Below are 12,750 nucleotides of genomic sequence, written 5' to 3' on the forward strand. Positions count from 1 at the left end.
TGTTCTTGATGTTCAATAATCCTTCATCTTGTTTCAACCAACGGTGCTGGTAGAACGATGGAAGGTAATGGCTTACGCGATACGTCGAAAGCCTTTCCCTTATGAGGAGGGTTTTTTATAGACAACCTGCAAAAGCTCGATGTCTTTTCCCTTACTTCTCGCGTTCTGCTCAAAATCTTTTATGACTTCGATGACATCCTTGTCTATAAATTTACTGAATGTTCCATCGATGCGGATCTTACTGATCGATTTTGGTAAACTGTATAATTTCTGTTGGATCGGAACCTTGTTCAAAAAGGATACCTCCTCCGCTAATGTAATGACAGCCTTATCTTCTTCATTGTCTTTTTCAATATTATATTTGAAAGCATTTTTCATATTTGCTCTCAAAATATAGAATGTCGCCACGACAATGCCTATTCCTACACCCATAAGAAGGTCGGTAAACACGATCGCTACAATGGTGACAAAAAATGGAATAAATTGATCTAAGCCTTTTTTGTACATTGAGGTGAATAGACTTGGTTTAGCCAATTTATACCCTGTATGGAGAAGGATAGCCGCTAGGCAGGCCAAAGGAATCATATTCAGCATTGTTGGGATAGCAAGCATAGCGACCAATAGCCACATACCATGCATGATAGCAGACTGTCTCGTTTTTCCACCTGCATTGACGTTTGCTGATGAGCGTACGATAACGGATGTTAAGGGTAGACCGCCTAGAAGTCCACTGGTCATATTACCGATTCCTTGTGCAACGAGTTCACGGTTGGTTGGCGTGTTTCTTTTGTAAGGGTCTATTTTATCGACCGCCTCGATGCTCAATAAGGTTTCTAGGCTTGCAATAATTGCAATCGTAAATGCAGCTATCCATACATCTTTGTTGACAATCTGTGTGAAGTCCGGTAGGGTAAATAATCCTGTGAATTCAGCAAAAGAACCGACAATAGGGACCAAAACAAATTGTTTATCATACAATTGAAGCGCTGAGCCGTTGAAAAAATAAGCTAAGCTTACGCCCAGAATCACGACAACCAATGGGGCCGGAACCTTATTAAGCTTTGGAATAGATGGCCAGAAGATGAGGATTGCCAATGATAGTGCACAGATGATCAATGCACCGAAGTTGATCGCGGAGGCGATCGTATCAAAATAGGCGCCAATACCATGTCCATTGTCCATTTCGAAGGCATGTGTTTCCACTAAGCCCAATGCCAAAGGAATCTGCTTCATGATAATTGTGATGCCGATCGCGGCAAGCATACCTACAATGACCGCTGAAGGGAAATAATTGCCGATCATCCCGGCTTTTAATATACCAAGAATGACCTGTACTACACCAGCGATCACGACGGCAAGTAGAAAGGTTTCATATGCGCCCAGGCTTTGAATAGCACCTAAGACAATAACGGTAAGACCAGCAGCTGGCCCACTTACACTGAGTGGTGATTTACTGATTGAAGCGACAACGATTCCACCAATTACACCAGTCAATAATCCTGCAAACAATGGCGCACCAGAGGCCATTGCAATTCCCAAACATAATGGAAGTGCCACCAAAAACACCACAACACTAGCAGGGAAGTCATATTTTAAGTCTCTTTTCGATAGTTTCAGAAAAGCCGACGTACGAGTTCCAAACATAAAATTTGTGTTCATCTATAAATAAAGTTTTCATCAGGCAACCTTTAGTGAGCTGTAGCTGTGTATCGTTATATCATCTGACCTTCAATAACATTGACAACGTGTCTTGCTGAGAAAGCTCAACGATAAGATTCAACCGAACTAAAGCAGATCGATTACTTCAGAAAAATCAAGGATACCGCACATGCTTTATCTTTTGCATGCGGGTCGATGGAAGTACATCCCCGAGGGATGCCTTTATTAACAGTTAGGAGGCGGTGTTGGAACCGTAGGATGGAAAGCTAAAATGCTTTTCTCATTTTTAAGATAATTCTTCTGTTTTCCTTGGTTCTCAACGATAATGGTTTCAAATACAATAGGTTCTTCTGTTTTTGTATTGAAAAATTTTGAGGCGGTTTCAAGTGTGTCGTTACTTGCACCGTTATTGTTTTCGATTTCCAGTTGTAAAACGACCTGTAAGATGGTGCTTTGATCTAAGCTGTTGGAAAAAATAGGCGAAATAGAGATGGCCATCTTTGTGAAAAAGATGATAGCACAAAGGAATGCTGCCACAAATCTAAACCGCTTATTTAACATTTTTTATTACCTTTAATCTTACTGTTTACATCGTAAAAATAGTAATTCTATGTTAAATTCAAATTAATAGTGCACTAAAAATAAAATTTGGCACGAAATTGTGACGAAGAGATTATTTTTTGAAAAGTTTTCAATTTTCTTTGATTTATAAATATTAAGCCTTTCGTATGGCAAATAAAGAACAATTTATTGAGAAGGTCCAGGCCTCCTATAATCCCAAGGGAGCATTTATCTATCTGGGAGCGGGAATGCTCAATGGTGAAATTTTGGCTGAGGCAAAAGTGAATCTAGCCTTGAAAATGATGAACCGTCACGGACTTATTGCCGGGGCCACCGGAACCGGTAAAACGCGTACGCTACAATTAATCGCCGAACAGTTGTCGGATGCCTCTGTACCTGTATTTATGCTGGATGTCAAGGGCGATTTATCAGGCTTAGCAGAACCAGGTGTCACCAATCAGGCCCTTATTGATCGGGGAAACGCCGTGGGCGTGCCGTTTGAGCCGTCGTCATTTCCCGTTGAACTGTATTCACTTTCTGGCAATAAGGGGATTCCTATGCGGATTACCGTAGAAGATTTCGGACCTGTCTTGCTGGGCCGGATCCTGGAACTCAATGAAACACAAACAGGGGTATTGGCCGCAATGTTTAAATATGCGCAAGATCATCAAATGCCATTGATCGATTTTTCAGATACCAAAAAACTGCTAAGCTACCTTTCAGAAGGACCTGGTAGCGAAGAAATCAAAAGCGATTATGGTAAGATTAGTTCCGCCAGCTCGGGAACTATCCTGCGTAAGATCGTCGCTTTGGAGCAGCAAGGTTTGGCTCATATCTTTGGCGAGAAAGAGTTTGACATCAACGATTTGTTTCAAAAAGTAGATGGGAAAGGCGTGATTAGCCTGTTGAATATTTCCGATGTGCAAGATCAACCTGTACTGTATTCTACATTCTTATTGAGTTTATTGGCACAATTGTTTAAAAATATGCCCGAAGTTGGCGACCTGGATAAACCGAAGCTGGTCTTTTTCTTTGATGAAGCCCATCTGCTGTTCAACGGAGCTCCTAAAGCCTTTTTGACACAGGTGGATCAGATTATTCGTCTTATCCGTTCGAAGGGGATAGGTGTTTTCTTCTGTACACAGTCTCCAACCGATGTACCGGAGTCTGTATTGGCGCAATTGGGAAATCGGGTGCAGCATGCATTGCGTGCCTTTACACCCAACGATGCTGAAAACTTAAAGAAGACAGTCAAAACGTATCCAAAATCTGATTTTTATGAAATTGATCAGATGTTGACCGCTTTGGGGACGGGACAGGCATTGATTACCGTATTGAACGACAAAGGTATTCCTACAGAGGTTGTTGCTACGCATTTGGTACCAGCACGTGCCGTGATGGGGCCTGCAGCTGATGCAACAATCAACCAGATTATCAATCAGTCTGATTTGAAAGCTAAATACCAGGAGCGACAGGAAAATCGTTCTGCAGCTGAAATCATAGATGAAAGAATGCAGGCCGCTGAGCAGGAACAACAACGTGCGGCACAGGAAAAAGAAGCAGAGAAGGCAAGTTGGCCTTCTTCCAAAAGACAGACGCCTTTGGAGGCTGCACAACGAACTGCGACAACGACGCTAGCACGGGAAGGAGTTAAGTTGTTGGGCAAATTAGCGACGGGTTTATTAAACGCATTTTTAAAAAAGAAATAACAATAATTTTTTGATTCTTTTCGTTTCAATACTATACCTTTGAAGGTGGAGCTGAACTTAGCTAAATTTGCTTTTAAGGGCAAATTTAGCTAAGTTTGCGGACGAAAAGAAAATTCTATTAACGCAATTTAAATATGAGTAAACCAACCCTTTTGATTTTGGCAGCAGGAATGGCTAGCCGGTATGGTTCTTTAAAACAAGTCGACAGTTTTGGCCCACACGGCGAGACAATTATTGACTATTCAATTTACGATGCCATTTGCGCAGGATTTGGAAAAGTTGTCTTCATTATCAGGGAGGAGTTCCTAGATAAAATGAAAGAAGTTTTTGATGAAAAATTGAAAGGTAAAATAGAAGTAGATTACGCTTTTCAAGATTTTGACCTAACGAAATTTGGCGTTAACCACGTTATCGAAAGAACTAAACCTTGGGGTACTGCCCATGCGGTGATGAGCGCTAAGGATAAAGTGCATGAACCTTTTTGTGTAATCAATGCAGACGATTTCTATGGTTCGGATTCTTTTCAAAAAATGGCCGAATTCTTAACAACCGAAGTTTCTGATGAGCAAATGTCATTGATGGGCTTCCAGGTTGGAAATACCATGTCTGATTATGGTTATGTTTCACGCGGAGTATGTGAGGTTACCCCTTCTGGACACATGGAAAGTGTAACTGAACGTACAAATATATACTACAAAGGTGAAGGTGACGATCGCAAAATCGTTTATGAAGAAAATGGTGTTGAAACAGACCTAGATCCAAAAACCCGCGTTTCGATGAACTTTTGGGGTTTTACACCAAAGATTTTCGAAGTGGCGCAGGCGATGTTCCCTGCATTTGTTGAGGAAAATAAGGAGAATTTAAAAGCAGAATTTTTCATTCCTTCCGTACCGGATTATATGGTGAAACATAAGTTGGCTGATTTTAAAGTGATCCCAACTTCTTCGAAATGGTTTGGCGTAACTTATAAAGAAGATAAACCTATCGTACAAGAATCGATTTCGAAATTAGTAGCTGATGGAATATATCCTGAAAAGTTATTTTAAGAGCTAAAAGAAATAGCTTATCTTTCACCTGTATTGTCAAGCAATACAGGTTTTTTTTTGACCTGTGCGCTAGATTAATTGAGCGGAAATAGATCTTAGATGAAAAAAATTCTTAAAGTGTTTGGTTATATTATTTTAGGATTGTTGTCTTTTTGTGTGCTCTATATTGTTGCTGAATACAGCCTGTCAAGAATTTCGGCTCCAACGAAGAATATAGACGAAGAGAAGACGATTCAGGTTTTTGTTCAGTCCAATGGCATTCATACCGATATTGTATTGCCTGTCGTTAACGAAGAGATGGATTGGTCGCAACTATTTCCCTATGGGAATACAGTTGGGAAACATAGCGGATATCGGTATGTGGGTATCGGTTGGGGTGATAAAGGATTCTATTTGGACACACCAGAATGGAAGGATTTAAAAGCATCGACGGCCTTTGTTGCTGCCTTTGGATTGGGGGAGTCTGCCATGCATGTGACCTATTACAATTCGGTTCAGCAGGATGAGTTATGTTTTGCTTATCAGATCAGTAGATCCCAATATCGGAATCTGATAAAATATATAGAAGATTCGTTGGATCGAAATCAAGCGGAAACTATTTTGGTGAAAACAGATGCACAGTATGGTGACTCAGACGCTTTTTATGAAGCAAAGGGATCCTATAGCATGTTTTATTCCTGCAATACCTGGACAAATAATGCCTTAAAGAAGGCAGCTATGCCAGCAGGTATATGGGCGACATTGGACAAAGGAATATTAAGTCACTATAAAAATAAGAAGTAGCTGGAAATCCATAAGTAGGATCTCGTTGAATGTGAAGTGAGATAGTGAAAATGATAGACATAAAAAAAGCTCCAGGATTAATCCCGGAGCTTTTTTTATGAGGAGGAGTGATTACTTCACTTCTTCGTAATCGACGTCAGTTACATCATCACCACCTTGGTTTCCACCTTGAGCTTGACCTGCATCACCTTGAGGTTGTTGTGCACCACCTTGAGAAGCAGCATACATTTCTTCAGAGGCAGCATTCCAAGCATTTTGCAATTCTTCAGAAGCAGCGTCGATATCAGCAAAGTTTTTCGCTTCGTAAGCAGCTTTTAATTTTGTTAAGCCAGCTTCAATTGGCGCTTTTTTATCTGCTGAAATTTTATCGCCATATTCTTTCAATTGTTTTTCAGTTGAGAAGATTAAAGCGTCAGCTGCATTTACTTTGTCAGCTTCTTCTTTCATTTTTTTGTCAGCATCAGCATTTGCTTCAGCTTCTTCTTTCATGCGTTTGATTTCGTCGTCAGACAAACCTGAAGATGCTTCGATACGGATATTTTGTTCTTTTCCAGTAGCTTTATCTTTTGCTGATACTTTGATGATACCATTCGCATCAATATCAAAAGTAACTTCGATTTGAGGAACGCCACGAGGAGCTGGTGGAATGTCATTCAAATGGAAACGGCCGATTGTACGGTTTTGGTTTGCCATAGGACGTTCACCTTGTAAGATGTGAATTTCTACAGATGGCTGATTGTCTGAAGCAGTAGAGAATGTTTCCGATTTTTTAGTTGGAATTGTTGTATTTGCTTCGATCAATTTAGTCATCACACCACCCATTGTCTCAATACCTAATGAAAGTGGAGTAACATCCAATAATAAAACGTCTTTTACTTCACCTGTCAATACACCACCTTGGATAGCAGCACCTAAAGCTACAACTTCATCTGGGTTTACACCTTTAGAAGGCTCTTTTCCGAAGAATGCTTTTACAGCATCAACGATTGCAGGGATACGAGTAGAACCACCTACTAAGATAATTTCATCAATATCAGATTTGCTGAAACCAGCATTTTTCAATGCAGACTCACAAGGAGCAATTGTTCTCTTGATCAAGTCAGCAGCCAAAGCTTCAAATTTAGCGCGTGATAATGAACGAACTAAGTGTTTTGGACCAGTTGCATCAGCAGTGATATATGGCAAGTTGATTTCAGTAGAAGTTGCGCTTGATAATTCAATTTTCGCTTTCTCAGCAGCTTCTTTCAAACGTTGCAATGCCATTGGGTCTTTTTTCAAGTCAAAGCCATTGTTTTCACTTTTGAATTCTTCGTTCAACCAGTTGATGATTACGTTATCAAAGTCATCACCACCTAAGTGTGTATCACCGTCAGTAGATTTAACTTCAAATACACCGTCACCTAATTCCAATACCGAAACGTCATGTGTACCACCACCACAGTCAAACACAACAATTTTCATGTCTTTGTGTGCTTTGTCTAAACCGTAAGCTAAAGCTGCAGCTGTAGGTTCGTTGATGATACGTTTTACAGATAAACCAGCGATTTCACCAGCTTCTTTTGTTGCTTGACGTTGTGCGTCGTTGAAATATGCAGGAACTGTAATAACAGCTTCAGTTACTTCTTGACCTAAGAAATCCTCAGCTGTTTTCTTCATTTTTTGAAGAATCATGGCAGAGATCTCTTGTGGTGTATATTTGCGGTCATCAATTTCTACACGAGGTGTATTGTTGTCACCTTTAACGATTTTATAAGGTACGTGTTCAGCTTCTTTCACAGCTTCATCGTATGAAAGTCCCATAAAACGTTTGATGGAATAAATAGTTTTATGCGGGTTAGTAATTGCTTGACGCTTTGCTGGGTCCCCAACTTTGCGCTCGCCACCTTCTACGAAAGCTACGATCGAAGGAGTTGTACGTTTACCTTCGTTGTTCGTAATTACTACAGGCTCGTTACCTTCCATTACGGCAACACATGAGTTTGTAGTACCTAAGTCAATTCCTATAATTTTAGACATATCTTGTGTTTTAATTTTTTACTTAATAAATTCTATCAGTCTATTATCAACCCTTATGCCAATCCAAAAGTTTTGTAAAAAAAACACTATTTGTCATCAATTTGTCTTTAGGTACTGCCAAACTGACATTTTCAATACACCAGTTGCTCTAATATCCTTTTTTTTGCTGACTCGTTTTGGCGATTGCGTGGCATATATCTGCCAAAGATTTCCGAAAATTCGGCAAGTTTCATTTTTTTTGATTTCTTATCCCGCCAGTCAGAAGGAATAAGTTTATTGGTATAGGCGATATTGGTAGCCCAATATTGAATGTGCATTTCTGGGATGACAAGACCCAATATCATTCCCGGGAGGCCATGGCTCAAGGCTGGTCCGGCCGATACGGGGATTTCTTCCGAATAGTAGGCAATCAGATAAAGTGAGTCTTTGGTGGCACCGTTGACTCTACGGCAATTTACACCAGCAATATTGCGGAACTCTTCGGTGAAACGCCAAGTGATGCTGTCCAATGTTTCCGAAAGAATGTATTTTTCGTCGATATCAAGCTGGATGTCTGCTGTACCAGCTTTCAGATCCTGGTAGAGGACCTTGCCATTCTTGTTGGCGCCAGCTCTAAACTGCCCCCTTTGGTTTCCTCCGCTTCGGGCCGCACCCTGAGATCTGCCCCTTCTGCCATTTGCCGAACTTATCGTAGGTGCAGCCATTTTTACTTCAGCACGTTGCTTTTCGGTACCCTCGCTTTCCTCGGGCATCAACAGGGTAGAATTCTCATCAAAGTAGAAGTTTAATTTTTCTGTATGTGAATCCGGTAGCTTGTCGAGATATTCCATCATTCCCATACCCCTGTCCATTCCTTTCGAGTTCATGTCGTTGGACATCTGCCGTATGCGTGCTTTTGTGTAGGTAACTTTGTCAAAACTGATGGTACCCCTACTTCCAAAATAGGCGTATTGTGCCTGAAGGGATAAACCATACAAGCAGCAGATGATTAGTGTTAAATATATTTTTTTAATCATTTCCTTTCCCTAGATATTTGTTGAAATCCCATTTTACACCGACCAAAAAATACTGCGTCAATACCTGTTGAACAGATTCGGAATAGTTGGTGTCACTCGCATTACGGCGTGTGTTGTTAAAGGTGTTGAAAAGGTCAAAGGCCTTTACGCTGAGTGTCATGCTCTCATCTTTCAGTACTTTTTTCTCCAATTCGATATTGGTATAAAATTGATTGATTGATTTCTTATAGAGTTTTGTAGGTCCTGTGTAGCTATAGAAAAGGTTGGCCATGATATTAAACTTCTTTGGTAGAAAGTATTTGACATAGGCCGAGGTCCCACCTTGAAAACTTGTTGCGTTGTATTGTGTGTTGATCGAGTTTTGTTGGATATTGAAGCCGGCGTTTGCAGAAAGGTCGAAATCGAACCCTTCTGAATCTTGTTCATTTAAGCTTGAACCTAGGCTAAAGTTGGTATTCTTTGCATTGTTCAGCAGAAACTCGCCACCGGATTGTCCGCCTTCAAATTTGGTGTAGCTATAGCTGTTGTTAAATCTAACATTTGCACTTTTGTTAAAATTGATACGTCGATTGGCCAAAGGCTGCATATGGTTGATATTCAGACCACCATTCCAGTTGGATTTGCCGGATAGATTTTCATAAGTACTGATCTGGGCAGAGTTGTCCAGTATGGTTGTTTTGTTGACAATCGGATTATTTACGAAAGATAAGTTTCCGTTGATATTGATGTTGGTTCCTTTCAATAAACTGAAAGCATTATAGTTGGCCGAAATATTATTGTTCACCGCACGTTTTAGGTCAGGATTACCAACTTGTTGAAACAAAGGGTTGGTCTGAGGTTGCAGCGGTTGTAACTGATCAAAGGATGGAATGATATTCGAACTTTGATAAGCTAAACGTATATTTTTGCTATTTGAAAGGCGATAATTCGCATCAACATTTAAATTGTTGTCCCAAAAATTCCGGGCGAGATCGATTGACCTATAACTATCATTTAACTTCTGATTCTTATAGAACGTACGGTTGGAAAAATTGATCTCCAACTTTTCCCTGCGATAGGAAAAATTCACATTAACGCCCTGATTGGTGTTATTGTCGATCTGGTTTTGAGAATACAGCGAATCAAACTTTTGGGTAATATTGTCTATCGAATTTTGGGTATTTGTATTCTTCGAATGATTGAAGCTATAACCTAAAGCTAGATTGATATAGTCACTGATTCGGTTATTGAAGTTAATTGACGAGTTGAAGTCATTTCCGCTAGTCCGTCCGTGCCGATCTTGATCAATAATTGTGCTGTCTCCTGTTTTGTAGAAATAGGTTCGCGAATAGACTTTGCTGTCTGAATTTGACTCTTTGTGGTTATTCCCGACCATTAGGTTGACGGAACGACCCGCTTTTAACCGTTTTCTATAATTTAACCGAAAATTATTGTTAGAGCTTGAAGAGTTCGATTGATTGTTCTCTCTAAAGTCGCTGATCGGATTACCTGATCCGTCGCCCGTTTTGCTGTCTGTATAGGTTAGATTAGCGTTGGTGGCCCAATTGGCATTGGATTGCAGGTCCATAGTTTGCGTGGAATCCAGTCGCATGTTAAGGTTTGACCTTAAACCATTGCTTCGACTATGCCTTTCATTATCGTTTTTGCTGTTTTTTTCCTGAATGGACTCGTCTGGCAGTACATTCTTATTGTAAGTCTCCGAGTGATTCCTGTTGCTGTTGTTGTCGTAACCATAGTTGGCATTGACTTTTAGGGCTTTTTTGAAGAACTGATTTTCATAATTGGCACCAAGGTTTGTGTTCAGAGGTTCGCCCGTAATTTGGTTGTTCATGCGTAGAGAGCCTTCACGGCCACTTGAACTGCCCATGTTGTTGTGACTCGCGGTGATGCCAATCCGCTCAGTCTTATTAAATTTCGCCGCAAAGAGATTTCCCGCATACAATTCTTTTGATCCAGCCAATGCTTCCATGTTTCCAAAGACACCCTTTCTTGCTTTCTCTTTGAGTACAACATTAACTGTCTGAATTCTTACGCCATCATCGATGCCTGACAGCTCAGCTTCCTCCGATTTTTTCTCATAGAGCTGCACCTTGTCAACGGCATCTGCCCGTACATTGCGAATGGCTATTTTAGGATCATAGCCAAAAAATTCTTCCCCATCGATAAACACTTTCTGTACAGATTTTCCTTGAGCCGTGATACTTCCATCTCCGGTAACCGTGAAACCGGGTAGACGACGTAGTAAATCCTCTAGCTTCGCATTTTTTTCTGTTGCAAAACTCGCCGCATCATATTCGATGGTGTCGCCTTTCAGTGTAATTGGAAGACGTCGGGTGACAATCACCTCCTGCAACACATTTCTTTGGGAATTTATTTTGATATCATGCAGGTCGAGATCTTTGTCTGCAATTTGGATCGTATCACTATATAGTTCAAATTTAGGGTAAGTGGCCAAAATAATGTAGCTCCCGGGTTTGATATTTTTGACCTGGAATTTTCCTTCTTCATTGGCTCGGTTAAAATAACGGAGGACTGAATCGCGGTTCAGTAAAATAATGGAAGCATTGGTCAGGGGCTTGTCATCCGCCTTGTCTAGAATCCTCCCCTTGATGTTTATTTGGGAGTAAGCACTGTTGATGACGATAAATAGTAAAAGTATTAATTGAACTAATCTTTTCATGTACGGGTTGTATCTTTCAAAGATAATTTACTTAATCGTTAATAAATGTAAAACATCTCTTCTGAATGTAAAATCTTTGGTATATAAGGCAGAGGAAATCACATTTTTTCTTGCTCTACATGTGCTTTTTGAGCATCATTTTTTTTATTGCATTCAATACAGATTGTTGGCGGAAGGTTTTTTGAGAAAGTTAGAAGTAAAATTTACCTTTGCACAAAATTGGTATTATGACGTTTGAAAATTACTTACAACAATTCGAAGATATCTTAAATCATCCTGAGAATCACCCTGCCTATCAAGATGATGAATATTATCAGTACACAAAAATGAACTGGACAAGAATGGGCCGTTGGTTAAAACGCTTTGAACCAACGTCGACTTTTGAACAATTTGTGGAGTCAATTACTGAAAAGCAACAATGGATCATTATTACTGAACCTTGGTGCGGGGATGCAGCGCATTCGGTGCCTATGTTGGCGAAGATGGCCTCAAAAAATCCCAATATCAGGGTGGATATCCAATTGCGTGACAGCGCTCCGTTTCTGATCGATTCTTATTTAACCAACGGCGGTAAATCTATTCCAATTCTAGTGATACGTAATGGACAGGGGCAGGATTTGGCTGTCTGGGGTCCAAGACCTCAAGCTTGCCAGGAGCTGTTTTTGAAGATGAAGGCGCAAGGGGCAGATTTCTCCGAAATCAAAGAGGAGATTCAAAAGTGGTACAATGCCGATAAAGGAACCGAAATCCAAAAGGAAATCCAGGCTTTGCTAGAAAAATAAGAAAAAATACATCTTTATAATAGACTGGCAATTTTTAAGTTTAACCGGATAATCATCTCAGGAGTAGACCTGGTCTTTCCTGAGCATGGTTTGAAAAGGTGAAAGAATTCGCTGTAACAGTCCGCGTTTAACTTCGGTATATGTAAGTGTCCATTCCTGAAAAAGGTTTACAAAAAACGAATATTAAAATCTTAAATTTAATATTATGAAAAAGCGTATGACAAAACGTAAATCAGGGGGACAGCAAGTTTACAGCGATAGCTTCAAAATCCTCGTTTCCAGAGAATACCTTGCGGGCAAGCTGAGTTATTCGCAACTTGCCCAGAAGTACAATCTTCCGGGGGAAGCCACTCCGCGGTATTTTATGAAATGGTACCAGCAGTGGGAAAGCAATCTGGAGCTGGAAGTTCCCCAGGCTGTGGAGTCAGAAGATATCGGGTTGAAAAATGAGCAGGATCTCAGGGATGAACTCTTCCAGGCGAACCTCAAAATTACTGC

The 12,750-nt window shown here is 40.4% G+C and carries 10 protein-coding genes; 5 read left to right on the plus strand and 5 right to left on the minus strand.

The window, feature by feature from the left end:
• Positions 1-99 precede the first annotated feature (99 nt).
• Together IQ31_RS18140 and IQ31_RS18145 are read right to left on the minus strand one after the other, a co-directional pair.
• A complete protein-coding gene (locus tag IQ31_RS18140; protein ID WP_145329051.1) occupies positions 100-1,644 on the minus strand; it encodes a SulP family inorganic anion transporter in 1,545 nt (514 codons plus the stop codon).
• Between the two features lie 240 nt (positions 1,645-1,884).
• Positions 1,885-2,220, minus strand: coding sequence for a hypothetical protein (locus tag IQ31_RS18145; protein WP_232475633.1), 336 nt, complete (start codon positions 2,218-2,220; stop codon positions 1,885-1,887).
• Between the two features lie 167 nt (positions 2,221-2,387).
• Between IQ31_RS18145 and IQ31_RS18150 the strand changes: the two genes are divergently transcribed.
• From IQ31_RS18150 to IQ31_RS18160, 3 genes are all read left to right on the plus strand, one after another.
• Complete coding sequence (locus IQ31_RS18150) at positions 2,388-3,929, plus strand: helicase HerA-like domain-containing protein (RefSeq protein ID WP_145329035.1); 1,542 nt, start codon at positions 2,388-2,390, stop codon at positions 3,927-3,929.
• Positions 3,930-4,063: 134 nt separating this feature from the next.
• Positions 4,064-4,975 carry a sugar phosphate nucleotidyltransferase gene (locus IQ31_RS18155; RefSeq protein WP_088163177.1) on the plus strand — a complete coding sequence of 304 codons (912 nt, stop codon included), beginning with the start codon at positions 4,064-4,066 and terminating at the stop codon, positions 4,973-4,975.
• Positions 4,976-5,074: 99 nt separating this feature from the next.
• On the plus strand, positions 5,075-5,758 hold the full coding sequence (locus IQ31_RS18160; protein ID WP_145329037.1) for a TIGR02117 family protein: 684 nt from the start codon (positions 5,075-5,077) through the stop codon (positions 5,756-5,758).
• A 111-nt stretch (positions 5,759-5,869) separates the two neighbouring features.
• Here IQ31_RS18160 and dnaK read toward each other — a convergent pair whose 3' ends face one another.
• The 3 genes from dnaK to IQ31_RS18175 form a co-directional block, all read right to left on the minus strand.
• Positions 5,870-7,774: a molecular chaperone DnaK gene (gene dnaK / locus IQ31_RS18165; RefSeq protein ID WP_075994436.1), complete on the minus strand. Its 1,905-nt coding sequence runs from the start codon at positions 7,772-7,774 to the stop codon at positions 5,870-5,872.
• A gap of 131 nt (positions 7,775-7,905) precedes the next feature.
• Entirely contained in the window at positions 7,906-8,790 is an 885-nt protein-coding gene (locus IQ31_RS18170; RefSeq protein WP_145329039.1) for a GLPGLI family protein, read from the minus strand.
• On the minus strand, positions 8,783-11,470 hold the full coding sequence (locus tag IQ31_RS18175) for a TonB-dependent receptor (protein ID WP_145329041.1): 2,688 nt from the start codon (positions 11,468-11,470) through the stop codon (positions 8,783-8,785). Before IQ31_RS18175 ends, IQ31_RS18170 begins: the two co-directional genes overlap by 8 nt.
• 227 nt (positions 11,471-11,697) lie before the next feature.
• Between IQ31_RS18175 and IQ31_RS18180 the strand changes: the two genes are divergently transcribed.
• Together IQ31_RS18180 and IQ31_RS18185 are read left to right on the plus strand one after the other, a co-directional pair.
• Complete coding sequence (locus tag IQ31_RS18180; protein ID WP_145329043.1) at positions 11,698-12,252, plus strand: thioredoxin family protein; 555 nt, start codon at positions 11,698-11,700, stop codon at positions 12,250-12,252.
• A gap of 205 nt (positions 12,253-12,457) precedes the next feature.
• On the plus strand, positions 12,458-12,750 hold a 293-nt coding region (locus IQ31_RS18185), incomplete at its 3' end, for a transposase (RefSeq protein WP_145329045.1).

The organism is Sphingobacterium siyangense, from assembly GCF_007830445.1.
Classification (GTDB): Bacteria; Bacteroidota; Bacteroidia; order Sphingobacteriales; family Sphingobacteriaceae; genus Sphingobacterium; species Sphingobacterium siyangense.

Bases quoted from the DNA above. Each gene is read 5' to 3' on its own strand.
- IQ31_RS18140 (WP_145329051.1), bottom strand. From the start codon at position 1,644: ATGTTTGGAACTCGTACGTCGGCTTTTCTGAAACTATCGAAAAGAGAC.
- IQ31_RS18145 (WP_232475633.1), bottom strand. From the start codon at position 2,220: ATGTTAAATAAGCGGTTTAGATTTGTGGCAGCATTCCTTTGTGCTATC.
- IQ31_RS18150 (WP_145329035.1), top strand. From the start codon at position 2,388: ATGGCAAATAAAGAACAATTTATTGAGAAGGTCCAGGCCTCCTATAAT.
- IQ31_RS18155 (WP_088163177.1), top strand. From the start codon at position 4,064: ATGAGTAAACCAACCCTTTTGATTTTGGCAGCAGGAATGGCTAGCCGG.
- IQ31_RS18160 (WP_145329037.1), top strand. From the start codon at position 5,075: ATGAAAAAAATTCTTAAAGTGTTTGGTTATATTATTTTAGGATTGTTG.
- dnaK (WP_075994436.1), bottom strand. From the start codon at position 7,774: ATGTCTAAAATTATAGGAATTGACTTAGGTACTACAAACTCATGTGTT.
- IQ31_RS18170 (WP_145329039.1), bottom strand. From the start codon at position 8,790: ATGATTAAAAAAATATATTTAACACTAATCATCTGCTGCTTGTATGGT.
- IQ31_RS18175 (WP_145329041.1), bottom strand. From the start codon at position 11,470: ATGAAAAGATTAGTTCAATTAATACTTTTACTATTTATCGTCATCAAC.
- IQ31_RS18180 (WP_145329043.1), top strand. From the start codon at position 11,698: ATGACGTTTGAAAATTACTTACAACAATTCGAAGATATCTTAAATCAT.